General features: G+C 68.8%; 25 protein-coding genes and 1 pseudogene. 14 read left to right on the top strand and 12 right to left on the bottom strand.

Features of this window, described 5'->3' with window-relative positions:
* Positions 1 to 35: 35 nt before the first annotated feature.
* The 3 genes from ACZ5VQ_RS00925 to ACZ5VQ_RS00915 form a co-directional block, all read right to left on the bottom strand.
* Positions 36 to 992, bottom strand: a complete 957-nt coding sequence (locus tag ACZ5VQ_RS00925; protein WP_469103039.1) for a carbohydrate ABC transporter permease — start codon at positions 990 to 992, stop codon at positions 36 to 38.
* A 7-nt stretch (positions 993 to 999) separates the two neighbouring features.
* A complete protein-coding gene (locus ACZ5VQ_RS00920; RefSeq protein WP_469103038.1) occupies positions 1,000 to 2,334 on the bottom strand; it encodes an ABC transporter substrate-binding protein in 1,335 nt (444 codons plus the stop codon).
* Between the two features lie 300 nt (positions 2,335 to 2,634).
* On the bottom strand, positions 2,635 to 3,639 hold the full coding sequence (locus ACZ5VQ_RS00915; protein WP_362070061.1) for a LacI family DNA-binding transcriptional regulator: 1,005 nt from the start codon (positions 3,637 to 3,639) through the stop codon (positions 2,635 to 2,637).
* A gap of 178 nt (positions 3,640 to 3,817) precedes the next feature.
* Between ACZ5VQ_RS00915 and ACZ5VQ_RS00910 the strand changes: the two genes are divergently transcribed.
* Together ACZ5VQ_RS00910 and ACZ5VQ_RS00905 are read left to right on the top strand one after the other, a co-directional pair.
* Positions 3,818 to 4,003 (top strand): hypothetical protein, encoded by a 186-nt coding sequence (locus tag ACZ5VQ_RS00910; RefSeq protein ID WP_200393643.1) that lies wholly within the window; start codon positions 3,818 to 3,820, stop codon positions 4,001 to 4,003.
* Positions 4,000 to 4,311 carry a hypothetical protein gene (locus ACZ5VQ_RS00905; RefSeq protein WP_362070056.1) on the top strand — a complete coding sequence of 104 codons (312 nt, stop codon included), beginning with the start codon at positions 4,000 to 4,002 and terminating at the stop codon, positions 4,309 to 4,311. The genes ACZ5VQ_RS00910 and ACZ5VQ_RS00905 overlap by 4 nt, the downstream gene beginning before the upstream one ends.
* Positions 4,312 to 4,318: 7 nt before the next feature.
* Here the strand turns inward: ACZ5VQ_RS00905 and ACZ5VQ_RS00900 are convergent, their stop codons facing one another.
* A complete protein-coding gene (locus ACZ5VQ_RS00900) occupies positions 4,319 to 4,909 on the bottom strand; it encodes a cysteine dioxygenase family protein (protein ID WP_469103037.1) in 591 nt (196 codons plus the stop codon).
* Positions 4,899 to 5,375 (bottom strand): hypothetical protein, encoded by a 477-nt coding sequence (locus ACZ5VQ_RS00895; protein WP_469103036.1) that lies wholly within the window; start codon positions 5,373 to 5,375, stop codon positions 4,899 to 4,901. Before ACZ5VQ_RS00895 ends, ACZ5VQ_RS00900 begins: the two co-directional genes overlap by 11 nt.
* A 116-nt stretch (positions 5,376 to 5,491) precedes the next feature.
* On the opposite strand from ACZ5VQ_RS00895, the gene ACZ5VQ_RS00890 reads away from it, so the two are divergent.
* Positions 5,492 to 6,388 carry a LysR family transcriptional regulator gene (locus tag ACZ5VQ_RS00890; protein ID WP_469103035.1) on the top strand — a complete coding sequence of 299 codons (897 nt, stop codon included), beginning with the start codon at positions 5,492 to 5,494 and terminating at the stop codon, positions 6,386 to 6,388.
* A gap of 76 nt (positions 6,389 to 6,464) precedes the next feature.
* On the opposite strand, the gene ACZ5VQ_RS00885 is transcribed toward ACZ5VQ_RS00890, so the two are convergent.
* Positions 6,465 to 6,980: a DinB family protein gene (locus ACZ5VQ_RS00885; RefSeq protein WP_469103034.1), complete on the bottom strand. Its 516-nt coding sequence runs from the start codon at positions 6,978 to 6,980 to the stop codon at positions 6,465 to 6,467.
* 45 nt (positions 6,981 to 7,025) lie between these two features.
* Complete coding sequence (locus ACZ5VQ_RS00880) at positions 7,026 to 7,703, bottom strand: class I SAM-dependent methyltransferase (RefSeq protein WP_469103033.1); 678 nt, start codon at positions 7,701 to 7,703, stop codon at positions 7,026 to 7,028.
* 133 nt (positions 7,704 to 7,836) lie between these two features.
* Between ACZ5VQ_RS00880 and ACZ5VQ_RS00875 the strand changes: the two genes are divergently transcribed.
* The 5 genes and pseudogenes from ACZ5VQ_RS00875 to ACZ5VQ_RS00855 all read left to right on the top strand — a co-directional run bounded on the left by ACZ5VQ_RS00875 (position 7,837) and on the right by ACZ5VQ_RS00855 (position 12,876).
* Positions 7,837 to 8,424, top strand: a complete 588-nt coding sequence (locus ACZ5VQ_RS00875) for a helix-turn-helix domain-containing protein (RefSeq protein ID WP_469103032.1) — start codon at positions 7,837 to 7,839, stop codon at positions 8,422 to 8,424.
* A gap of 39 nt (positions 8,425 to 8,463) precedes the next feature.
* Positions 8,464 to 8,610: pseudogene (locus ACZ5VQ_RS00870) on the top strand (VOC family protein); the annotation flags it as partial.
* Positions 8,611 to 8,885: 275 nt separating this feature from the next.
* The gene (locus tag ACZ5VQ_RS00865; protein ID WP_469103031.1) at positions 8,886 to 9,998 is read left to right on the top strand and encodes an ABC transporter substrate-binding protein; all 1,113 of its coding nucleotides are present in this window, start codon (positions 8,886 to 8,888) and stop codon (positions 9,996 to 9,998) included.
* Between the two features lie 277 nt (positions 9,999 to 10,275).
* Entirely contained in the window at positions 10,276 to 12,159 is a 1,884-nt protein-coding gene (locus ACZ5VQ_RS00860) for an ATP-binding cassette domain-containing protein (protein WP_469103030.1), read from the top strand.
* A 258-nt stretch (positions 12,160 to 12,417) separates the two neighbouring features.
* Positions 12,418 to 12,876: an SRPBCC family protein gene (locus ACZ5VQ_RS00855; protein WP_469103029.1), complete on the top strand. Its 459-nt coding sequence runs from the start codon at positions 12,418 to 12,420 to the stop codon at positions 12,874 to 12,876.
* 130 nt (positions 12,877 to 13,006) lie between these two features.
* On the opposite strand, the gene ACZ5VQ_RS00850 is transcribed toward ACZ5VQ_RS00855, so the two are convergent.
* Positions 13,007 to 13,834: an SDR family NAD(P)-dependent oxidoreductase gene (locus tag ACZ5VQ_RS00850; protein ID WP_469103028.1), complete on the bottom strand. Its 828-nt coding sequence runs from the start codon at positions 13,832 to 13,834 to the stop codon at positions 13,007 to 13,009.
* Positions 13,835 to 14,032: 198 nt separating this feature from the next.
* Between ACZ5VQ_RS00850 and ACZ5VQ_RS00845 the strand changes: the two genes are divergently transcribed.
* On the top strand, positions 14,033 to 14,725 hold the full coding sequence (locus ACZ5VQ_RS00845) for a helix-turn-helix transcriptional regulator (protein ID WP_469103027.1): 693 nt from the start codon (positions 14,033 to 14,035) through the stop codon (positions 14,723 to 14,725).
* Here ACZ5VQ_RS00845 and ACZ5VQ_RS00840 read toward each other — a convergent pair.
* The 4 genes from ACZ5VQ_RS00840 to ACZ5VQ_RS00825 form a co-directional block, all read right to left on the bottom strand.
* Positions 14,660 to 15,451: a sigma-70 family RNA polymerase sigma factor family protein gene (locus ACZ5VQ_RS00840; protein ID WP_469103026.1), complete on the bottom strand. Its 792-nt coding sequence runs from the start codon at positions 15,449 to 15,451 to the stop codon at positions 14,660 to 14,662. The two genes, ACZ5VQ_RS00845 and ACZ5VQ_RS00840, sit on opposite strands and share 66 nt — an antisense overlap.
* A gap of 67 nt (positions 15,452 to 15,518) precedes the next feature.
* The gene (locus ACZ5VQ_RS00835) at positions 15,519 to 17,219 is read right to left on the bottom strand and encodes an L-aspartate oxidase (RefSeq protein WP_469103550.1); all 1,701 of its coding nucleotides are present in this window, start codon (positions 17,217 to 17,219) and stop codon (positions 15,519 to 15,521) included.
* Positions 17,220 to 17,411: 192 nt separating this feature from the next.
* Positions 17,412 to 18,308: an RNA polymerase sigma-70 factor gene (locus ACZ5VQ_RS00830; protein WP_469103025.1), complete on the bottom strand. Its 897-nt coding sequence runs from the start codon at positions 18,306 to 18,308 to the stop codon at positions 17,412 to 17,414.
* A 250-nt stretch (positions 18,309 to 18,558) separates the two neighbouring features.
* A complete protein-coding gene (locus tag ACZ5VQ_RS00825) occupies positions 18,559 to 19,032 on the bottom strand; it encodes a carboxymuconolactone decarboxylase family protein (protein WP_469103024.1) in 474 nt (157 codons plus the stop codon).
* Positions 19,033 to 19,331: 299 nt separating this feature from the next.
* Between ACZ5VQ_RS00825 and ACZ5VQ_RS00820 the strand changes: the two genes are divergently transcribed.
* The 5 genes from ACZ5VQ_RS00820 (at position 19,332) to ACZ5VQ_RS00800 (ending at position 23,852) form a co-directional block, all read left to right on the top strand.
* A complete protein-coding gene (locus tag ACZ5VQ_RS00820) occupies positions 19,332 to 20,063 on the top strand; it encodes a nitroreductase (RefSeq protein ID WP_469103023.1) in 732 nt (243 codons plus the stop codon).
* 248 nt (positions 20,064 to 20,311) lie between these two features.
* The gene (locus tag ACZ5VQ_RS00815; protein WP_469103022.1) at positions 20,312 to 21,220 is read left to right on the top strand and encodes a patatin-like phospholipase family protein; all 909 of its coding nucleotides are present in this window, start codon (positions 20,312 to 20,314) and stop codon (positions 21,218 to 21,220) included.
* On the top strand, positions 21,217 to 22,437 hold the full coding sequence (locus tag ACZ5VQ_RS00810) for a macrolide family glycosyltransferase (protein ID WP_469103021.1): 1,221 nt from the start codon (positions 21,217 to 21,219) through the stop codon (positions 22,435 to 22,437). Before ACZ5VQ_RS00815 ends, ACZ5VQ_RS00810 begins: the two co-directional genes overlap by 4 nt.
* 3 nt (positions 22,438 to 22,440) lie before the next feature.
* A complete protein-coding gene (locus ACZ5VQ_RS00805) occupies positions 22,441 to 22,923 on the top strand; it encodes a hypothetical protein (protein ID WP_362070003.1) in 483 nt (160 codons plus the stop codon).
* Positions 22,920 to 23,852, top strand: coding sequence for a hypothetical protein (locus ACZ5VQ_RS00800; protein ID WP_469103020.1), 933 nt, complete (start codon positions 22,920 to 22,922; stop codon positions 23,850 to 23,852). Before ACZ5VQ_RS00805 ends, ACZ5VQ_RS00800 begins: the two co-directional genes overlap by 4 nt.
* Positions 23,853 to 23,912: the final 60 nt, after the last annotated feature.

Below are 23,912 nucleotides of genomic sequence, written 5' to 3'. Positions count from 1 at the left end.
GCTCACGCGGCTTTCCTGCGAAGGGGGTCGATTGCTCACAGTCCCGCCCGCTTGGAGGTCAGTCGCATGAACCCGAAGCTCAAGACGAACGTGATGACAGCGATGACCACCGAAATGGCGGCGGCCTGCTGGTAGTTGTTCCCGACGGCCACGGTGTACGCCAGCATGTTCGGGGTGAACGTGCTGGAGATGTTCGAGGAGATCTGGCGCAGCACGGCCGGCTCCGAGTAGAGCTGGAGTGTGCCGATGATCGAGAACACCGTGGTCATGACGATGGACGGGGCGATGATCGGGACCTTGATGCGCCAGGCGATGACCCAGTTGCTCGCCCCGTCGATCCTCGCGGCCTCGTAGAGTTCCTGCGGGATGGACTGCAGCGCCGAGAACATGATCAGCATGTTGTAGCCGGTCCACAGCCAGGTCGAGACGTTCGCCGCCGACCACAGCACGGCACCGGGGCCGAGGAAGTCCGGCTTCAGACCGATGCCGTTCAACAGGTCGACGACCGGGCTGAGTTGCGGCGAGTAGAGATACGACCACATGATCGCGGCGATGACGCCGGGCACCGCGTACGGCATGAACGCGGCCGTGCGGAAGAACCCCTTGAACTTCAGCAGGTGGGTGTCGAGGAGCAGTGCCATGACCAGCGCGGTGAACAGCATCACGGGCACCTGCACGATGCCGAACAGGCCGATGCGGCCGATGCTGGCCCAGAACTCGTCGTTCTGGAACACCTCGACGTACTGCTCGAAGCCGCCGAACGTCGTGTACGAGGTGCCGTACTGCCCGCCGGAGCGGCGTACCACGCGGAAGCTCTGCCAGAGCGCGTAGCCGATGGGCACCAGGTAGAAGAGGACGAACGGCAGGAAGAAGGGCGTCAGGAACGCGACGATGGTGCCGGCCCGGGGGCCGCCGCCGTCCAGACGCGGACGGCGGCGGCCCCGGGGCGGTGGTGACACCGCGTCGGTGGGGCGGGTGGCGATGTCGGTCATTCCGCGGTCACTTGCCCGCCGTGGCCGGGATCGCCAGGTCGTCCATCGACTTCAGCGCGGAGGCCTGGGCAGCCGCGAGGGCGCCGGTCAGCTTGCCGTCACCGGCCACCGCCTTGGCCATCGCGTCCTGCAGTGCCAGGTTCACCGTCTTCTGGGTGGGGCCCCAGCTGAAGTCGGTGTCGACCTTCTTGGACGACTCGGCGAAGACGTCGAAGATCTTCTCGTTGTTGTAGTACGGCACACCCTTGGTCAGCGCCGGGAGCTTCAGCCCGTCGGTGGACGCCGGGTACAGGCCGCCCACCTCGTTCGCCAGCGCGAGCGCATCGGGGTCGGTGTTGAGCCACGTGTTGAACTCGGCCGCCTCGTAGAGGTGCTTGCCGCCCTTCATGAACGCGACGGTCGAGCCGCCCCAGTCACCGGAGTTGCCGCCCGCACCCCAGGTCGGCATCGGGACGATCGACCACTTGCCGGCCTGGTCGGGCAGGTTGTCACGCATTCCCGTGTAGCCCCAGGCCGCCCCGAGCTGGGTGGCCATCTGGTCGTTCTGGTAGGCGGCGAACATCTGCGTCGACCCGTTGGCGAGGTCGGTACGCACGAGCTTGTCGTCGATCAGCTTCTGCCAGTACTCGGCGACCTGCTTGCTCTTGTCCGACTCCACGGTGACGTGCCACTTGTCGTCGGAGTAGCTGTACATGTTCGCGTTGTTCTGCCAGAGGAGCCCGTTGAACCATTCGGCGTTGTTCGGGTCGAAGAACGTCATGGTGAGCTTCGGGTCCGCCTTGTGCAGCTTCTGAGCGGCGGTGGTGTACTCGTCCCAGGTCGTCGGAATCGGGACGTCGTACTTCTTGAAGATGTCGGTGCGTACGTACATGGCCATCGGGCCCGTGTCCTGCGGAAGGGCATACACCCCTTCACCGCCGAAGCTGGCCTGCGACCAGGTCCACGGAACGAACTTCGACTCGGTGCCGGCGGCCGTCTTGCAGGCCGAGGCGTCCACGAAGGCGTCCTGGGAGCGAAGGGTGGGCAACTGGTCGTAGCCGACCTGGGCGAGGTCCGGGGCCTTGCCGGCCTTCAGGGCGTTGCCGATCGCGCCGTACTGGTCGTTGGAGATGTTCTTCGACTCGACCTGGATGTTGGGATGGTCCTTGTTCCACAGGTCGACGACCTTGTCCATGCCGTTGACGGTGTTCCAGTACTGGAGGGTGACCTTGCCCTTCGAGGGCTCACACGATGCTGCGGATGACTTGTCCGACGAGTCGGACGACGAGCATCCGGCGAGTACGAGGACGCCGGCTGCCGCGGTGACGACGGCGAGGCGGATGCGCGTGACTGTGTTGCTCATATTTTCCGTTCCAGACAACGGCTAGCGACGGTGCTAGGCGGCTCGATGCTGATCCCTCGGGCGGAACGCCCTCTGGGTGGAAGGGACAGGACGCAACGGTGTCGGTTCAGGCGCCGAGCGCCGTGGCGAGGGGCGAAAACATTGGTTATGAATGCTTGTGAGCGGTCCCGTGAACGCTCACGGGAGCGCTCACGGGGATTCTCAGAGGTACTTCGCGAGATGCGATGCGAAGTGCTCGGAAGTCTGCGCTTCGGCGCGGTTCAATGTCAAGACATTCGAGGCGGATGGGTTTCCGGCGGGTTACGCGGACCCGCTCGGCCGCAGCTCGGCATGCACGACCAGGTCCTCGACCGCGAGCGTGCGCGGGTCCGACAGCAGCCGTGCGACCTGCTCGATGGCGAGCACGCCGAGCTGCCGCGTGTCGAGGGCGACGCTGGTGAGCGGGGGTTCCATGAGTGCTCCGAGCTGGAGACCGTCGAAGCCGATGACCGCCAGATCCTGCGGCACACTCCTGCCCAGCCGGCGGGCTTCCCGCAGGGCGCCGATCGCGATGATGTCGTTGAACGTGAAGACCGCGGTCACATCGGGATGAGCGGTGAGCAGCTCCCTGAGCGCCGCGCCGCCGCCGTCGGCCGTCTGGTCCGCACCGACCACCATGCCCGCGTCGATCCCGTGCGCCGCCGCGGCCGCCGTGAACCACGCGTGCCGGATGCTCGGCTCGGCCCGGGCCTGGTGGTCGACCATGCCGATCCGGGTGTGCCCCTTCGCGACCAGGTGCGCGACCGCGGCGTGGACCCCCTCCCGGCCGTCGATCCGGATGGAACTGAACCGCGTTGACTTGCCCTCACGGCCGATGAGCACCACCGGCATGCCGCGGGTGAACGCCTCGAGTTCGCTGTCGGAGCAGCTGAAGTAGCCGATGACCGCATCGACCTGCGAACTGATCACCTGGAGCGTGCCGAGCTCCTCTTCCGCCCGGTCGGCGGTGTCGTACACGACGACATGCCAGCCATGGGTCCGGGCGGCCTCCAGGGCGGAGGCCGCGACCTCGGTGAAGTACGGGTTGAGCAGATCGGGGATGACCAGCCCGATGGTCATGGTGTCCTGGCGGACCAGGCCCCGGGCGAACCGGCTCGGCCGGTAACCGAGCGCCCGAGCGGCGTCCAGCACGCGCTGTTTGGTGTCGCTGTCGATCTCGTCCTTGTCGTTGAGTGCCCGCGACACGGTCTGCCTGGACACCCCCGCGGACTTGGCGACGTCGTTGATCGTGACCTTCCGGGACTCCGCACCCGATGCCGACACCATCGCCCACCTCCTGCTTCTCGCGAACGCCGGTGCGCGCGCAAAGCCTGAGTATGCACGTACGGGGCTTCGGCACGACGCCTGGCCTTGGACGAACCGGCCGACCCCGGTCGGGCCGTCCGGAGACCAGCATGGGGAGGAGGGGTGCGGTGATGGCAGTCGTGGCACTAGATTTGGTGGCATGACTGCCATCACCGTTCGGATTCCGGACTCCATGGACAAGCCGTTGCGCGATGCCGCAGCCGGCGCTGCTTCGCTCAACGAGTACATCGTCAAGGCCGTGCGCCGTCAGATGACCCTCGATGCCGCCGGCCGGCTCGCCACCCTGGAGCGCCTCGACCTCGACGGCGAGGGCGACGCTCTGTGACGATCCGCAAGGGCGACGTGTGGGACGTCGACACCGGCAAGGGCAACCGGACCGTGCTGATCGCCAGCCTCGACGGGCTTGCCGACCGGTACGGCGCCGTGGTCGCCCTGGTGCTGCACGCCCCCGCGGCTCATCCGGATACGGCGATGAGTGTGCGCCTGGCGACTCCGGTCGACGCCTCGGTCGTGGCCGTCAATCTGCTCCAGCTCTCCGCGCTCCGCTTCGAGACAGGCACCTGCCTCGGCAACATCGGCCCCGCGCAGCAGGCCCTGGTCGACGACGCGCTCCGGGCGGTGCTCGACCTGTAGCCCGTTTTCAGCTCGATGCCCTCGCTCGGGACACGTCCTCGGCGCTGTCCCAGCCGGAGACGAACCAGTCGGCTTCGCCGGTGGCGGGGTCGTACGACCGTCGCCTGATCGTGCCGATGTTGCCGCCGTAGACGTGGATGCCAATGGTGGGTTCGCTGCCGACCGCTGTGACGGCGTGGACATCATCGTCGGTGGTGCAGCAGACGGTCACCTGCCCCGGAGCCCACCGCGTTTCACCGGCCGGTGTCAGTGGCCCGCTCGCGGTGGACGCCGTCGGCTTGAGGTACCGGATCTCGTGCTCGACTCCCGCGTAGATGCCGGCGACGCCCCATGTCTCGTGCGAGTGCACCTTGGTCCGCTGGCCCACGTCCCAGACCACGGACGCCAGCGACCAGCTTTCGTCGGGAGCGATGTACAGCGGATACGTCAGGTGGCGCGCGGACGATGACCGCGTCACCTCCGGCGGAAGCCGGTAACCGTCGGCCAGCAGAGCGGACAGCCGCTCGGCGACCCGCGCCGTGATCTCGTGCTCGTCGTCGGTGCTGCGCACTACGAGTCCCACGTCGTCGATGAAGGTCTTCAGGCGGTCAAGCTGCATGGTGCTCTCCTCTGCGCGGTGCCTTCGGCGCGGCGCGCCGGGCGACGACCTGGTCCAGCAGGGTGTGGGGTGTGGGGTCGGTGACGAAGTGGAACGTGGTCCCGCCCTCCATCTCCACCGGTTTGCGCGGGTGATGGGTCACGACGAACACGGGATAGTGGTAGGGCGGGTTGTCACCCCACCAGCCGGTCCACTGCTCGTCGCGCCAGGCACCGCCGCCGATGGGGCCCAACATGTTCCTGCCCATCACCGCGGCGCCGATGTTCTTGAGCGACTCCTCGAACACCGGTGTGCTCGCGTTCACCTCTCCGCCCTGCTCGCCGTGGGGTTGGCGGAAGGCGGCCAGCGGAACCACCCAGTCGTGGAGTCCCTCGCCACCCTCGCCGAGCGGGTTCTCCTCGCTCTGGTTCGGGCCGGCGACGAAACCGTCCAGCGAGATCGAGATATGACACCTGAGATTGCTCATCGTGCCTCCTCAGTCGGCTCGGCACCGCCATCGGCGCCCTCACCAACGAGCATGGACCGATGCACAGATGACGTCCAATGCCAGTCCGTCGAAGAACACATTGATATCCTTGATATGTGCTGAACCTGGTCCATCTCAAGGTGCTGGCCGCGGTGGCGCGACACGGGTCCGTGACCGAGGCTGCGAGGGAGCTGCACTACTCGCAGCCGTCGGTGAGCCATCACCTGTCCCGCCTGGAAGCGGCCACCGGGGTCAAGCTCGTCCAGCGCGTGGGCCGTGGGATCCGACTGACCCCTGAGGGCGAGCTGCTGGCCAACCGGGCCACCGAGATCGTGGGACGGGTCGACGCGGCGGCCAACGAGCTGTCCGCGCAGGTCGGTCTGCGGACGGGGCGGGTGCGCCTCGCCGCCAACGCGTCCGTACTGAGCACGATCGTGCCGAAGGCGGCCGCGATGCTCACCGAGGCGCACCCGGGCCTCACACTGAGCGTGATCGACCGTCATCCGGTCGAAGCGCTACAGATGTTGCGGCACGGCGAGATCGACGTCGCACTCGTCTTCCGGTACGCGCACGCTCCGCTGGAGGACGAAGGTTTCCGCATGGTCCATGTGGCCGACGACCCGATCTACTTGGTGAGCCAGAGCCCCGACGACAGCATCGCGAACCATCGCCACTCCGCCTGGATCGGTGGCTGCGAACGGTGCCAGGGCGAGCTGACCGCGGTCTGCCGGCAACACGGATTCGCCCCACGCATCGAGTCCGTCTGCGACGACATGGTCGTCGTGCAGGCCCTCGTCGCCGCCGGTATCGGTGTCACCACCCTGCCCGGACTCGCACTCCGCGCCCACCGTCTGCCCGACGTCCACACCACCGAGATCCCCGACTTCCCCCGCCAGATCCACACCGTCACCTACGGCGATCCACCCGACCCACCGGCCACCAAGGCGCTGCTCCAAGCCATCCGGGTGGCAGGCCAAGGCGGTCAGGACGTGCCGGACGTGGGTCCTCGGTAGTGGCCGGCTCCGTGGTGGTCAGCCGGGTCCTCGTAGACCAGTCTCGGAGTGTCCGAGCGGGTCGGTGGCCGACTGGTCAGCGGCCGGTGGATCCGTCGATCTGCTCGCGGAGGAGGTCGGCATGGCCGGCGTGCCGGCCGGTCTCTTCAATCATGTGCACCAGGACCCATCGCATCGACGGTGCCTGTCCTCGGCGCGGGGGCCGCGGGGCGGGAAGGGCCAGATCCGGGCAGGCGTCGATGACCTGGTTCGCTCGCTCGACGGTCTTACGGTAGTCGGCGAGCACACTGTCCACGGTGTCCTCCGCGGACGGCCGCATGGTCGCACGCCAGTCGCCGACATCCTCACCGAGGAAGTAGAACCGTTCGACGAACGCCAGGTGCCTGACCAGCCCCAGAAGGTTGGTACCCGAGGGCACTCCGCCCGTTCGGACCTGTGGTTCCGGCACGCCCGCAACCTTGTCCGCGACAGCGTTCCGCAGATAGTCGAGGAAGCCCTGCAGAGTGGCCTTTTCGTCGGCGCCGGTCAGCGGAGGCCCGGTGTCTTTGGCCCGAGACCGGGATCGGGATCGCTGCGTGTCATTTCCTGACATCGAGTCACTCCGTTCCGACGTGATGTCGTGTGGTTCGGGCGGTCATCAGGCGGCGCGCTGGACGAGCAGGACGTTGTCGATGACTGCGGCCGTCTCACCAGTAGGTCCGCTGGCCCGGCGGCGAGGCATGTCGGCGCGAAGGACGGACCAGCGCGCGGGGTCGAGATCGAGCTCGGCGGCGGTCTCGGTGGGTGTGGGGTAGTGGATGTCGGGGTCCTGATTCCATGACCAGGGCGCGGTGGAGCCGTGGTCGACGACCAGCAGGAGACCGCCGGGTCGCAAGGCCCGTGCGGCGGTGCGCAGAACTCGGCCGCGGAGCAGGGGGAGCGGGGTGTGGAAGTACTGGGCGGAGACGAGATCGAACTGCCCGGCCGGGAAGCTGCCGGCCAGATCGTGCTGTGCGGTGAGAACCCGGTCCGCGACGCCGAGATCGCGGGCATGTTCCCGCACCCGTTCCAGGGCAGTGGTGGAGATGTCCACGGCGGTGACGTGCCAGCCACGCTGGGCGAGCCAGATGGCGTCGCCGCCGGCGCCGCAGCCCAGATCCAGGGCCGCTCCGGGGCGCAGCGGCGTGGCGGTCTCGGCGAGCAGTGGGTTGACACCTGCTCCCCAGGCACGCTGGGTGCGGTAGTGGCGCTCCCAGAACAGCACCGCGTCCTCGTCCGCCGCGCCCTGGTCGCCCGCGGCGTCGGCGGTGGGCCTTCGGCGTCGGGTGGAATCCATCTGAGGTGCCCCTTCGTCGGCCGACGTGCCGAGCGTGATCCGATACGCACATCGGACGTCGGTGATGTGCGGACAGCATCGCCACCGCAGTTTCGCCCTTGCAAGGAAAATTGCGGATCCGCATCATCGGGACATGGACAACATGGACGACCCCACAGGAGACGTCTTGGCGGGAGTAGGGCCGCGACTGCGTGCCCTGCGCCAGGCGCGGAGCGCCACGCTGGCGGCGCTGGCAGACGAAACCGGCCTCACGGCGAGCACCCTGTCCCGCCTAGAGAACGGCAAGCTCCGCCCCACGCTGGAGCAGTTGCTTCCCCTGGCCCGGGCGCACGGCGTCCCGCTCGACGATCTCGTCGCCGCGCCGCCCACCGGCGACCCGCGCGTCCACCTGCGACCAGTGCGACGATCCGGGCTGGTCATGGTGCCACTGACCCGGCGGGCCGGTGGCATCCAGGCGTACAAGGTGATCTATCCGCCCGCCGGCCAGGCACCCACCATGAACCTGCAGACCCACGAGGGATATGAGTGGTTCTACGTCCTCAACGGACACGTCAGGTTCGTGCTCGGCGAGCAGGAGCTCCGGCTCGGCGTCGGAGAGGCAGCGGAGTTCGACACCCGCACACCGCACTGGATCGGCAGCGCCGACAGCCGGCCCGCGGAACTGCTCGCCCTGTTCGGCCCGCAGGGAGAGCGCGCACACCTGGCACCGTCCGGGCACTGACCAGCTCAGCAGTTGCGGCCACCGTGGCCACGTCACACCGAGGACATCGAGGACGTCCTTGCCCGCCTGCAAGCGCATAGTGCCGAACTCGTCGGCGAGGTGCAGCGGTTCGAGGACAGCTATCTGCTCTGTCACGTCCGCGGCCCCGAGGGCATCCTCGTCGGCCTGGCCGAGCAGCTCGGCTGAAGGCTGTCCCAAGAGGCCGTGCGCCCAATGAACCATCCGGGCATCCGCGCCGAGGAGTCGCGCCGGACCACCGGTCGCCTACGTGACCGCGATCTCTCGGAACAGGCCCTGGATCGAGGACTGGTGCGTGGGTAAGCTGCACGTTCGGATGATCTTGGCTTGCCGAGGTGACTGCCCTTGTCTCTCATCCCAGTGTCCTCTGCCGACCGACCGGGACATTCACTCCGCGATCAGAGCCACCCACAAGCCGATCGCCACACAGGAGACGCCAACACATGACCACGCCACCATCGCAGCCTGGAGCGGAGCGGACCGCCGGGTCGTCCGTCCGGATCGGCGCTCTCGTTCCGCTGACCCGGCCTGGCTGGATCGAGGCGGGCCAACACCTGCTCGCCGGGCTCGAGTTGGCAGTTCGGGAAGTCAATGACACTGGGGGGATCGCCGGAAGGCCGCTCGACCTGGTGGTCCGAGACACCGCGGCTGATCCGCAGAGGGCCGCGGCGGCCGTGGACGAATTGGCCGGCCTGGGCGTGGCTGCCCTGGCGGGGGAGTACCACAGCGTCGTCGCCCGTGCCGCTGCCACCAGGGCCGACACCCTCGGCCTGCCGTTCCTCTGCTCCTCAGCGGTTCTCGACGCGCTCACCGAACAGCCGACGGAATGGGTCGCGCGCCTCTCCCCGCCGCAGTCCCGCGGCTGGCAGGTCTACGCGGACTTCCTCCTCGCCGCGGGCCACGGTCGAATCGCCGTAGCAACCCAGCCGAGCGTCTACTGGGCATCCGGGACCCGCATCCTGCGGGACTACCTCGCTCCACGCGGCAGCACCGTCGCCGAACTCGACATGAGCGCGCTCGACGCCACGGCCGTGTGCGACGAACTCGTCGAGAATCGCGCGACAGCCCTCCTTCTTCTGGTCGGCCACCCGGAGCCGGCAGTGTCGATCGTCAAGTCCGTCCGCCGCGACCAGCGGCTCGCCGAGATCATGATCGGTGCTCCGGCCGGGCAACCGGAGTTCGCCGAATGGGCGACGTTGCTGGGCGACGACAGCGCCGCGATCCCGTTCCTGCGCTACCTGCCCGAGCGCCTCACCCCACTCGGTGTACGAGTGGAGAAGGTTCTCCGTGAGGAGCTGACCGAAGCCCCCTCCTTCGTCGCCTTCGAGGGCTACGACACGGTCGCCGTTCTCGCCGATGTGCTGCGTTCCAACGGTGCGGACATGGCGCGCACTGCCGAATCCTGGCCGCGCGTCGCAGTCGAAGGCACCCGCGGGCAGATCCGGTTCTCCCGCATGCCGGGCATCAGCGTGTGGCAATGGGCCGGGACACCGATCCAGGTCGTCGATCGAGATCCGGCGGAACCCGATCGCTTCCGGATCCTTCACGCCGGCTGAGAGAGTCCGGAGCTCGGACTGCCCAGAGCTGTCCGAATGGGGGGGCTGATCCCCAACGAAACCTCACCCGCAACACACGTATCCGCATCGGCGTTTCGGCCATCGGGCTGCTCGAAGCGACCCGTGCGCGTCAAGGGTGGATGCATCCGGCACGTTGGCCCTCCGCGCTCCTGTAAGGAATCCGCTTCGTCCAAAACACGTGTGTTCGATTCACGGTCGACGTCGTTGAGCCCGGTAGCTCCACCTCGTTCCCAACGACCGTGCAGGAGAAGTCCAGTTGACCTCAGCCGCTACCAACGACGCGCACTCCGTACCCCCACCGCCGCCCGCCGAGATCACCTACTCGGGGCAGTACTCCGTGAACCCGCTCGGCGAAGTGACCTTCCGCAAGCTCTGCGCGCAGCTCCCCTCCGTCATGCGCCGCATCACCACGATGTCCTGGGCCATCGATCGCCGAGCCGTGTTCCTGCTCCTGGCCTGCCAGTTGATCACCGGTGTGGCCGCCGCCGTGCAGCTGACCGCGACGGCCAGGGCAATGAGCCCCATCCTCGGCGACGGTGCCGTCGCCGACCGCCTGTACGCAGCCCTGCCGGCCCTCCTCGTCGTGGCGGGCGCGAGTGCGCTGGCCCGCGGGTCGGGGGCCGTGGCCACGTACGCCGAGCGGCGCATCACCCCCAGGCTGACGACCGCGACCGACACCGCCCTCGTCGAGGCCGTGTGCCGGGTCGAGGCAGCGGCGTACGCCGTCGACGGCTTCGCGGACCGGCAGGAGGCCGCCGAGATGGGGGTGATCCGCACGCACGTCATGGTCACGGACGCACAGCGCTTCATGTCGGCGCTCGTCAAGATGGTCACGGCCAGCGGCGTCCTTTCCGTGCTGAATCCCTTGATGCTGCCCTTGCTCCTCCTGGCCGTGCTCCCCGCCGGCGTCGGAGCGGTGCTCACCGCCCGCGTCGACTACGAGATCCACTACGCCAACGTCGCCGACCGCAATGTCCGCAGCATGATGCGGTGGTGGTCCACGACCCCCAAGTACGGTGACGAGGTCCGCGCGAACGGCATGACGGACTACCTCCTGTACTGGAACCGGGCGCTGTCCGAGCGAGTCGACAAACGCACCGTGGCCGCCGCACCACGGACGCTGCGGATCGCGCTGCTGTCATCTCTCGCCGGTGGCGGTCTTCTCCTCGCCACCTGGGCGGTCCTCGCCTGGCTGGCCGTGACCGGACGGATCGCGCTCGCCATCGCAGCGACGGCGGTCCTCGCGGTCCAAACGACCCTGGCCGCACTGTCCCAGGTCGTCATCAACGGCGCTGCGGTGTTCCACACGAGCCTCTACCTGAGCGACATGCAGGCGTTCCTCGACGACGCAGGCGAACGGGCGCCCCAACGCGGTGAACTGACAGTCGGTGCGCCGGTGGACGAGATCCGGCTGGACGAGGTCACTTACACGTACCCCGGGAAGGACAAGCCGGCCGTCGACGACGTAACCCTGACACTGCGCCGGGGAGAGATCCTCGCCATCGTCGGGGTGAACGGCTCCGGCAAGAGCACGCTGACACGTCTGATCACCGGTATCTACCTGGCGGACAAGGGACACGTCACCTGGAACGGCAAGGACCTCGCCGATGTCGACCCGGCCACTGTCTGGAACTGCATCGGGCTGGTGCCGCAGATCTTCGCCCAGTGGCCGTTGCGGGTCCGGGAGAACGTGACATTGGGCCAGCCCCGAAGCCTGGACGACGGGCCGGTGTGGGAAGCCGTCGACGCGGTCGGCATGCGCGAGGCCGTCGAAGACCTCCCCGCCGCCCTCGACACACTCCTCGCCCGTGAGGTCTTCGGCGGAGCCGAACTGTCCGGCGGCCAGTGGCAGCGCCTGGCCTGCTCCAGGGCCCTGTACCGCCGCCCCCAGCTTCTGATCCTGGACGAGCCGACCTCCCAGATGGACCCGAGGGGTGAGCACGGGATCTTCGAAAGGATCAGGGCCATCGCCCCCGACCGCATCACGATCGTCGTCACGCACCGACTCGAGAACACCAGGACCGCCGACCACATCGTGGTCATGGAGCAGGGCCGCATCACGGAACAGGGTGTGTACGAGGACCTCGTCCACGCGGGCGGTACCTTCGCCGAACTCCTCGCCCTCTCGCAGGACCGCTGAGGGATCCCTCGGTTGCCCACCCCCCTCAAGTCGAGGCGGGGCATGCTCCTTCCTGCTCGTGGTTGTGTCGCTGACCGCGCGAGATGCCCGGTGGTCCCGTAGGGTCGCGGTGCCGCCACGACAGGACTGGCGGTACGGCGCGGTCCTCGTGTTCCTTCGCGTGTGCGCGAGGCAGTTCCCACAAGGCATGGCGGTCCGGCGGACATCGGCCGAAGGGGACGCGTCGGCGCGGAGCGGCTCGACCGATCAGGAGTGCCGATGTCAGGACAGTTCGAAGCGACGGTCGAGGTCGATCGACCCGTCGAAGAGGTGTTCGCCTATCTCGCCGACGGTCGCAACGACCCGCAGTTCAGCCCCCGGGTGCTCAAGATCGAACGGATCCCCGACACCCCCACGGCCGTGGGCACAGTCTTCCGGAGCACCGTCAAGGACGCCGGGATGAAAACCGCCAGGGAGTTCCGCATCACCACCCTCGAAGCCCCGGTGACGATCCGGTGGGCCGAGGTGACGAAGAACAGCGTGACGGCACGCGAAGGCGGCTACGACCTGGAGTCGCTGGCGGACGGCAGGACCCGGGTCCGTATCTTCAACATCCTGGAGGGCCACGGGCTGGGCAAACTCCTTGTCGGCCTGGCGCTGGTCGCCGCCCGCAAGGACGCCGACGGTTTCGGCTCCCGGATCAAGGCCGCAGCCGAAGCGGCGATCAGCCCGCGCTGACGCCGCGCAGACGGCCCTGCCCGGCCTCGCCCGTCCTGCTCGGCTCCAGCCGGCGTCGACCGTGCACATCAGCACGTCACCGGGCCCGTAGGAACAGGGGCCCGGTTCGTGCGTCGGTGGTACGGGACGGTCAGACCCGTTCGCCCACCGGCACGCGCGGGAAGGACTCCCAGCGGTCGAGCTCGGCCAGCCGGGAGCGGAGCGAGGCCCGGATGTGTTCGACGGCGTCCGCGCCGACGGCCAGGCGCAGGGGCGGCTCGTCCAGTTCCGTCACCGCCATGATGGCGTCCGCGACGGAGTCGAGGTCGCCGAACGCCTCGGGCGGCAGCGCGGAGAAGTCGGTGAGGAACTGTCCGACGGTCGGCAGGTAGACGTCGTTCGGGGCGACGACATGGAGGCTGGTGGAGAACTCGGTGGCGTACGTGCCCGGTTCGATGATGGTGACCTTGACACCGGTGGGGGCCAGCTCGTGGGCAAGGGCCTCGCTGATCAGTTCCACGGCGCCCTTGGACGCCGAGTACAGGCCGGAGGAGGGCCAGGCGAACTGGCCGATGAGCGAGGAGGTCTGCAGGATCCGGCCTCGGGCGGCCCGCAGGGCGGGGAGTGCGGCGCGCAGGACGGTGAGGTTGGCCAGCACGTTGGTGTCGAAGATCGAGCGTGCCGTGTCCGCGTCGATCTGCTCGACGGAGCCGAACAGTCCGTAGCCGGCGTTGTTCACCAGGACGTCCAGGCTCCCTGCGGAGCGTACGGCTTCGGCCAGGACGTCCTGTGCGTCGGGTGCGGTGATGTCGAGGGCGACCGGGGTGACCTGACCTTGCGGGGCGCCGTCGGCGAGTTCGGCGAGCCGGTCGCCGCGTCGGCCGACGGCGATCACGTGGGCGCCGCCTGCGAGTGCGCGTTCGGCCGCGAGATGGCCGAAGCCGGAGGTCGCGCCGGTGATGAGCCAGGTGGAAGGCATGGCGGAGACTTTCTCTGGTGGGCCGCGCGTCAGACGTACGGCCCGGTGGACGGGACGGGAACACCGGTGTGGTGTCCCGCTCTCCAGCCAACTGCCGGCACAGGCGTACGTGGGCCATGGATTGGCCCGCTTCATCCTGGGATCCGCAGGGCCACCTTCACCGGGACACGGCGGGCCGGCACCGGCGACCATGGGGTCATGGAGCGCAACGAGGGACTCGGCGATTTCCTGCGCGCCCGGCGCGCGGCACTGGACCCGCAGCAGTTCGGTATCCGCGACGCGGCCCCGCGCAGGGTCCCCGGCCTGCGCAGGGAGGAACTGGCTGCGCTGGCGGGCGTCAGCGTGGACTACTACACGCGCCTGGAGCAGGGCAGGCCCATCACACCCTCGGAAACCGTACTGGACGCCCTCGCTGACGCTCTGCAGCTCGATCCGGCGGAACGCAGCTATCTGCACGCGGTGGCGCGCCGCCCGGCCACGAGCCGGCGCCGCACACCCCGTACCGTGCAGAAAGTAGAGCTGTCCATGAAGAGCGACCGCTTCCTGCGCTGGTGGGCCGGACAGAAGGTCGTCGAGCCCAGCCACGGCACCAAGACCCTCCATCATCCGATCGCCGGCCGTCTCACCCTCCGCACCGAGGCCCTGACCTTCCCCGGCGACCCCGACCAGACCCTGTTCACGTTCCTCGCCGACCCCGGATCACCGTCGGACGAGGCCCTGACAGTGCTCTCCGCATGGGCCACCGACCACGCCCGCTCCGACGCCTCGACGCCCGACACCTCGAAGGCACCCAGGACGACGTCCTACGGGTTACGTCGGCAGCCGTCACAAGGGAGGTCCAGGTGCCTGAGGGCGTGCCCAACCGGCGCGACTGCCCCTCCCGCTCCGTGACACGTTCCAGGGGCGGAGCTTGTCCGGGTTGAGGGTGACCCAGACCTGTACGGCATGGTGACCGGCGATGTCGAGGCTGATAACGGCGGCGACCTGGTGGTCGTAGTGCACAACGATTCCGGTGCGGCCGTTGACCGGGTGGGTGTGCAAGGTGATGCGCGGGCGCCGGGCGACCAGGGTCAGCAGGCTGCGGGCGACCCGCAGGTTGCCGTGGACGGGTCCGGTCGGCGCGCGGACCCTGCCGCCGCCGTCGAAGAACGCCATCACGTCGGGTGCCAGCAGAGAGGCCAGAAGCGGCGCGTCCTCGGTGGCGCAAGCCCGCCGGACGGTACGGACCACGGCGTCATGCCGCTGAGGCGTGGTGGGACGAGAGCGCAGGGCCCGGAGACTGCACAGTGCGCGGTCGGAGGGTTCGGCATACTCCGGTTCTGTCCGTTCCGCGATGTCCGCCTCACCACCGTTCTCCCCGACCGCAGGGGCCCGGTGCTGTTCGCGCACGCTAGGGCGGGTCGAGCAGATACTGCTCACGACCGCCACGAGCCAGGCCCGAGGGGTCGTGATCCTCGTCCGCGCCGTGCTGGACAGCTCGTACCTCCGCCGGTAGGCCTCGGTGATGACATCCTCCGCCTCACAGCTGCTGTCCAGCATCCGGTGCGCGACGTTCAGGAGATGCCGCCGTTCGTCGAGCAGATCGGGGATCGACACCGAATCACCTGCATCGTTCATACGGTGTCCTCCACTCGCACGGCACGGCACGGCACCGCACAGAACAGGCGACCGTCTCGATCGTCGGTCACTCCACGAGTTTTCCTTCGGTGGACACCTCTTCCATCACGGCTGCGATCTCGTCCGGGACGGGTGCGATGCTCTCGCGCGTGATTCCAGTCTTCGGGGACCAGACGAGGTTGACCTGCAGTGCGGGATCCATGTCCGGGTAGTCGCTGCGGTTGTGGCAGCCCCGGGTCTCCCGGCGCTCGATCGCCGCTTCGAGCGTGGCTCGGGCGGCGAGGGCCGCGGACTTGAGGTCGAAGGCGTGCGCGAGATCCTGGAAGCCGGCGATGTCCGGGTGGACCCCGACGTTCTCCATGCGCGCGTCGATCCCGGCCAGCTCCGCCAGACCGGCGCGCAGCCCTTCCTCGTCGCGGACGACACCGGCGTGCTCGGTCATGGTGTTGCGGATGGCGCGCTGCAGGGCACGGACGTTCTCGGGGCCGTCCGCGGCGAGCAGACCGTCGATCTCGAACCGGGCCTCGGCCTCCGCGACCGCCGACCGCGGCTGTGCCGTCAGCCCCTTGGAGTAGGCAGCTGCGGCCTGTCCTGCGATGCGGCCGAAGACCAGCAGCTCGATGAGGCTGTTGCCACCGAGGCGATTGGCGCCGTGCAGGCCACTGGATGCCTCGCCGATGGCGTACAGGCCGCGTACGTCGGTGCTGTGGTCGTCGGGACTGACCCACACCCCGCCCATCGAGTAGTGGGCGGTCGGCGCGATCTCGATCGGATCGCGGGTGATGTCCAGCATCTGCAGGTCCAGAAGCGTCTGGTAGACCCTCGGCAGACGGCTCATGATCGTCTGCCGGGGCAGGTGGGACACGTCGAGCCACACACCGCCCTTGGCTGTGCCGCGGCCTTCCCTGATCTCCGTGTAGGAGGCGAGGGCGACGCGGTCACGCGTGGACAGTTCCATGCGCTCGGGGTCGTATCGGGACATGAACCGCTCACCGAGCGCGTTGCGCAGGATGCCGCCCTCACCGCGGGCAGCCTCGCTGACCAGCGTGCCGGCCGCGTTCTCGGGCTCGATGATTCCCGAGGGGTGGAACTGCACCAGCTCGGCGTCGCGCAGCCGGGCTCCTGCCTCCACCGCCAGCCGGAACGAGTCTCCGGTGTTCTCGTCGCGCCGCGAGGACGTACGCCGCCAGATACGAGTGTGGCCGCCCGCCGCGAGAATGACGGCGTCGGCGTGGATCAGGTAGCGCGTCCCGTCGTTGAGATCGAAGCCGTAGGCGCCGAACACCGCACCGTCGTGCACCAGAAGCCGGGTGATGTAGACGCTGTCGAGCATGCGGACCTGCAACTGGCTCGCGCGCCTGACCAGCGTGCGCTGGATCTCCAGACCGGTGTAGTCGCCGGCGAAGGCGGTGCGGCGGAACTTGTGCGCGCCGAAGAAGCGCTGGGAGATGCGGCCGTCCTCTTCCCGGGCGAAGGCCATGCCGTAGCGCTCCAGGTCGTCGATGCCGAGGGCGGCGCCCTGGGTGACGATCTCGACGGTGCGGGGATCGGCGAGGAGGTAGCTCTCCCTGAGCGTGTCCGCGGCGTGCTGCTGCCAGCTGTCCTCGGGGTCCATGGTGGCCAGGGCCGCATTGATGCCGCCCGCCGCCAGGGCAGTGTGGGCGTCCTCCTTGGGACGCTTGCCGACGGCGAGTACGTCCATGCCTGCCTCGGCCAGCTCGATCGCCGCCCGCAGTCCCGCGCCGCCCGTTCCGATCACCAACACCATGGTGGACAGGCGTTGCTCGGTGATAGCCACGTTCCGCTCCGATCACTTGGTTCGTCACTCAGTACGACCACTTGATCCCGTCGTTTGTGACACCGGCCCATGACTCCCGCACCTGATCAGGCGTTTCTGCCCTGTCCGCGCGGCCTGCCCACTCCCACCGCGCCACCTCGGTCCACTGCTCTCGGACGAGGGTCACGCGGCCAGTGACGCCACGTAGGGTGCCAGCTTCGCCGGATTCATCACCCACATGATGCGTTCGAGGCCGCGGGGTGAAGCGTCGACGCACAGCAGTGCGACCGGGTTGCCGCCGGAGGAGACCAGGACCGCAGGCCGGTCGTTGGCCTCGACCCAGCTGATCTCCGACCCGGGCCAGAAACGCGGGGCGAACGCCTGGAGGTACCGGGAAACATGCTGACGCCCCACGACCGGAATCTTCGACGCACCCCGGATGCCGCCCCCGTCTGCGTAGCTGACGACGTCCTCGGAGAGGACGTGCTCCAGCGTGGCCAGATCACCCGTCTGCGCCGCCGTGAGGAACACCTTCAAGAGGCGCTGGTGCTCCGCGCGGTCGACCGGTGCCCGCCGTTCGGCGGCCAGGTGCTTGCGCGCCCGGCTCACCAACTGGCGGGCGTTGGCCTCGCTGGTGTCCACGATCTCCGCGATCTGCGGGTAGGGGTAGTCGAAGGCCTTGCGCAGGACGTAGGCGGCCCGCTCCACGGGATTCAGTTTCTCGAGGACGAGAAGAACCGCCATCTCGACCGCCTCGGCGCGCTCCGCACCCATGTTCGGGTCCAGGCTGGTGTCGACCGGCTCGGGGAGCCACGGGCCCACGTACGACTCCCGCCGCATCCGGGCCGACTGCGCCAGGTTGATCGCGAGCCGGGCGGTGACTGTCGTCAGGAAGGCCTTCGGCTCGACGATTTCCCGACGGTCGGTGTTCTGCCACCGCAGCCAGGCCTCCTGGACGATGTCCTCGGCCTCCGTGGAACTGCCGAGCATGCGGTACGCGACACCGAACAGCTGCGGACGCGCCGCGATGAACTCCTGCGTCGCTCTCTCGAGCGAGTCGGCGTCATCCTCGGCGTGCATGGCGGCCCCTTTCGGCCAGGACAATGTTACAACCGCCACGGACCGCACGCTTCTGGGCATCGAAGCCACACACACCGTTTCTGACCTGGCATTTTGCTCCCTATTGCGAGGTGAGAGCAGGCCGATCCGATGCACCGGCGCGGGCCAGCTGCCCCAACGCCGTCGCGATCGACTCGGAGCCCGTCTCCCCGTCGTGGGCCACAGCGACGAGGAGAGGGACGGTGTGTCCGGCGAGGCAGGCCGGATCGCCTCAGCCGAACATGCCGGGCTCGTAGTCCCCGGCAGGCTGCTGGTTGATGACGTTGATGCGGTTGTAGGCGTTGATGATCGCGAGAAGCGAGATCAGCGCGGCGAGCTGGTCCTCGTCGAAGTACTTCGCGGCACGCGCCCAGGCATCGTCCGGGACCCCGCCCGCGGCGTCGGCGATGCGGGTGCCCTGTTCGGCGATCTCCAGGGCCGCGCGCTCGGCGTCGGTGAAGACCTTGGCCTCCCGCCAGACCGCCACCAGGTTCAGACGCTGCTGGGTCTCGCCGGCGGCGACGGCGTCCTTGATGTGCATGTCGGTGCAGAATCCGCAGCCGTTGATCTGGCTTGCGCGGATCTTCACGAGCTCCTGTGTCGCGACCGGCAGCGTCGACTCGGCCACGACCTTGTTGGCCGAGTTGAGGTGCCTCATGACCTTGCCGGCAAGAGCGTTTCCGAAGTAGTCGACACGCGATTCCATGACGGGATCTCCTCAGTGATAGGGCGCTTACGCCGTACTGACCGGGCTCACCCGGTGATCCGTGACAGCCATGGAACGTGACGTGCGCCTCCTTCGGCCTCCACGCCGTGAAGGTCGGTTCCGGAAATACGCCCGCTTACGCGACTGTCGCAGCGGGCCCGGCGCTGAGGGCAGCGTCCTCGCAATCACCGAGCGAGCGGTGGCCTTCCTCCACGAGACCGCCCCGGGGCGGGGCAGAGGCTGGGGTCCGCGCAGATGTAGTCGCGTACGAGATGGTAGCGAGTGATACTATCTTGAAGGTGGCCAGGCGGGAGCGCCGAGCGGATTGGGTGGCGGTCTTGGGCATGTATGAAGCGGTTGTGAGCCGACGGGCGGTGTCCGGATTCACTGATCGGCATGTCCCGCGAGAGGTGCTGGAGCGGGTGCTGTCCGCTGCCGCCCGGGCATCGTGCGCGCCGGACCTCCAGCCGCGGCGTGTCTACGTGCTGACCGGACGGCCGCTGGCCGAGTTGGAGAAGCTGGTCGGTGAATGTGATGCGGCGGGGGACTCCTGGGGTGGGCCGGGCTGCGAGCAGCAAGTGGCCGCGCCGAAGTCCCCGTACCGCGAGCGTCGGTCTTCCCTCGGGGCTCCCGTAGTCCTGTTCTGCTATGTCGACCGCGACTTGGGTCCGGCCCAGTGGTGCGACGTCGGCATGTTTCTGCAGGCCGTCATGCTGCTGCTCCGCGCCGAAGGGCTGCACGGCAGTACGCAGGTGGCGTGGGCGAAGTATCACCGAGCCGTCGCGGAGGTTCTGTCACCCCCGGACGAACTCATCCTCTTCTGCGGCATGTCGATCGGGTTCGAGGGTGCCGCAGAGACGGCGGCGACCTGCTCGACCTCGATGCCCCGCAATCGGGAAGCCGGAACCGTGGATCCTGCCGGGCGTCATGCACGCCGCGTCCGGCGGATGCCATTCGTTGCCGCACGCATCAATGACGTACTCACAAGAAAAATGCGGCAGATGGCGTCACACATAGGGCTGCCGCCCTGACATGAGTGAGGAACCAAAAACGATTCGGTTCAGCGCTAAGAGAGTTGATCTTGATGATTGCTTGTGGTCGGAGGCCGGTCTCATGGGCTCCCTCGGGCTTCGGCCGGGGTGACTCGACGAGTGGTCGTGGCCGTGAGAAGTGTCGAACCCTGACGGCAGAGCAGGGGACGCATCTCCTGCCGTCGAGCCGACTGCCCGAGGAGCCCGCCTCGCCTGGCCTGCACGCCCTTCCCCGTCCCGTGGCCGTGGTGGTGGGTGCCGGTGGCGTGCTCGGAGCGGCGCACGTCGGAGTCGGGGCCGCTCTGGAGCAGCGCGGGTTCGTCCCGGACATGATCATCGGCACTTCGGTGGGCGCTCTCAACGGCGCCATCGCTGCCGCCCACCCCGACACGGCCGCGCCCTGGCTCGACCATGTGTGGACCCGGTTGAGTCGCCGCGAGGTGTATCCGCTCGGCTACCTGTCCTCACGGGCCAGTCTCTTCACCGACCGCGGCCTGCGCCGACTGATCGCCGGGGCCGGGCTGCCGTCTCGGATCGAGCAATTGGCGGTCCCGTTCACCGCGGTGGCGATGGACCTGGCCACCGGCGCTCCGGCGCTGCTCGACCACGGAGACCTCGAGTCCGCGCTGCTGGCCAGCGCGGCCGTTCCCGGCATGCTGCCCCCGGTGGACCGGGAGGGCAGGACGCTGGTCGACGGAGGCGTGATCGCCTACGTCCCGGTGCTGGCAGCACTGCAGGCCGGGGCCGCCAGCGTGGTGGTGCTGTCGACCGGACCGGAGTGCTCACCGTTGAGCCCGACCGTCCCGCGGCGGAGGGCCGGCGCCATCGCCGCGAGGGCCGGGCTGCTGTTGATGCACCATCAGATCGAGCGTGATCTGCACGAGGTGGCCCAGCACATCCCGACCGTCGTGCTGCCGACCGGCATCGAGGAATGGCCCGCCCCCTGGGACTTCGGCCACTCCAAGCGGCTCATCAGCACCGCTTCCCGCACGGCGGGACGTTTTCTCGACGGCCTGCACGTCAGCGGGCCGGGCCTGTATCGGGCCGACGGCCCTCCGGCGACGTCGGACGGCCCGGCCGAAGCATCGACTTCCTCAGACTCGACAGCATCGACTTCCTCGAACTCGACTTCCTCTGTATCGGGGGTGGCCCTGTGAGCACCATCGCGTTCCTGAACATCGCCATGCACGGGCACGTCAACCCGACGCTGCCGGTGGCGGCCGAACTCGTTCGCCGCGGCCACTCCGTCACGTACCACACCTCGCCCGCCTTCCGTGAGGAGATCGAGGCCGTCGGCGCGACGGTGTGTCTCTACCCCGGGGGTGACCAGCCGCTTCCTGATCCGCCGATGCCGGTCACGTTGATGGAGGGGCTCGCGAGCACAGCCGTCCGCCTGCTGCCTCCGGTGCTCACCGACCTGCGCCGGATACAGCCCGATCTGATCGTTCACGACAGCGCCTGTCTGTGGGGCGCGGTCGCCGCCCGCGAACTCGAAGTGCCCGCGGCGTCGTCGTTCACCACGTTCGCCTTCAACCGGCACGTGCCCAGCCCTACCCGCGGTTCATGGCACCTGCTGGCCGAGGCGGCGACTCGGCGGGACAGCCTCAAGGGCTATCTGCGGGCGCGCCGGGGGCTGCGCCGCTTCGACACGAGTGGGCTGCCCCTCCTCGACCTGGGGAACATCCGCCAACCACTCAACTTGGTCTACACCTCGCGGGTGTTCCAGCCTGCCGTCGAGGAGTTCGACCGGTCCTACCGGTTCGTGGGCGCGAGCATCGGCGCCCGTCCGGCCGACCCGTCGTTCCCGGCCGATCAGCTGCGGGATCCGGTGCTCTACGCCTCGCTCGGCACGGTCTTCAACGCCGACCCGCGGCTGCTGCGCGGTTTCGCCACGGCGCTCGCCCCGCTGGGCGGCACTGTCGTCGTCTCCACCGGACAGACCGACCCCGCCGCGCTGGGTCCGCTGCCGCCCAACGTGCTCGCCCGCCGCTTCGTCCCACAACCGGAGGTACTGGCCCGCGCGTCGCTGTTCGTCACCCACGGCGGCATGAACAGCGTCAACGAGGCCATGTACGCAGGCGTTCCGATGCTGGTGGTCCCACAGGGCGCCGACCAGCCGATGGTGGCCCGTCGTGTCGCGGAGCTCGGCGCCGGCCTGTCGATCCGCACCCAGGACGTGACCGAGGACTCCGTACGTGCCCTCGGGGGGCGCCTGCTCCACGAACCCCGGTTCCGGGCGGCCGCGGCCACCCTGCAGGGTGCTCAGCACGAGGCGGGCGGATACCGGCGTGCCGCCGACGAATGCGAGCGGTATCTGCACACGAACGGCGTGGCAGGCCGGTCGGCTCCCGTGGGTCCGTCCCGGCGAGGCTGAATCATGGCACTCGTGATCCTGTTGCTGCTCGCCGGAGTGTCGGAAGCCGCCGGGCGCATCCTGCCTGTGGCAGTGGGCCGCCCCGGCATGTCGCGGACGCGGGTGGCCGGACTGCTCTGTGCCGGCGGCCTTGTCGAGGGCGCTGTGTTCGCGTTGTGGCCACTGACCGCGTGGACCCTGGCCGAACTGGTGCTGTCCTCCGCACCGGAGGGCGACGGTCTGGCCTGGACACCCGATCTGGTCGCCCCGCTGGTGCTCGCCGCCGTCCTCGCGTTCCCCTTGCTCGGGCCTTTCCTCCACTTGCTGCTCTTCGTGGCGGTCGGAGCCGGTCTGGCCGGTCCACTCGCCGCGGTGACCGACCTGGGCTGGTGGGGCGCCGCCGGATGTGTGGCCGTCGCCGGGGCCGGGCTCGGTATCGCCGTGGAGGCCGTTCGGCGTCTCGTCGTGAGGATCAGCGCTGCCGAGGCACGGGGGCCGGTCATATGAACGCGTACCTGCTCTGGGCCTTCGCGATCGGGCCGGTTCTCATCGCCGAAGCCCTGCTCGCCCGCTACGAGGTGCTGGCCTACGGCTCCGGCTGGCGGACCCCCGTCACCAAGCTCCCGGAGGGTGTGCCCTACGCCCGGGGCGCGGCGCCCGACAGCCCCCCGGACGCCTATCTGGTCTACCTGGACGGCATCGGCAAACGCCGCGTCCGCGACAGCCGGGACGGCGGCCAGCTGGTCAAGGCGTTGATCGCCAGAGCTCCGGAGCTGCGGGTACTGGGCCAGGTGCAGCCCTATTCGCCACTGGCCGCCCCGCTCGACGAGCGACCGGTGTGGAAGTGGCTGCGCCGCCGCATCGGGCTGCTGCTGTTCCTGCACAACGTCATGCAGATCTTCGTCGCCGCCGACCAGCGATACCGACCCCTCTACAACCGGGCCGTCGGCTCCCAGATCTCCACGCAGCTCCGGCTCGCCGGCTACCGGCCCGACAGCGGTATCCCCGTGGTGCTGCTCAGCTACAGCGGCGGTGCCCAGGTCGCCGGCGGCGCGGTCGACGAACTGTACAGCCGGCTGCGCTCCCCGCTCCTGCTGATCACGCTCGGTGGGTTCCACAACGGCGCCAACGACCTCACCCGTGCCGAGCACCTGCACCGGCTGACCAGTGCGAGCGACCGGATCGAGCGAGTCGGTACGTGGATGTTCCCTCAGCGCTGGCCGCTGTTCCGGGGGAGTGCATGGAACCGGGCCGACCGCGCAGGGAAGATCACCGTGCACCGGCTCGACCCGGCCACCCACGTCGGGCCGTGCAGCTACGTGAGCCCGACGGCTCAACTGCCCGATGGCCGCAGCCACCTCGACCGCACCGCCGACACCGTGATCGCGCTCATCCGCGACCGCCACAGGGTGACCGGTGCGCCGGATCACCCGTAGCCACGAGGGACTTGGCCGGAGAACGGCCCGCCGGAACCTGGGGTCGGGCGGGCCGCCGGG

Source organism: Streptomyces sp. NPDC033178 (assembly GCF_055577685.1).
This window is presented reverse-complemented; position numbering and strand designations above follow the sequence as displayed.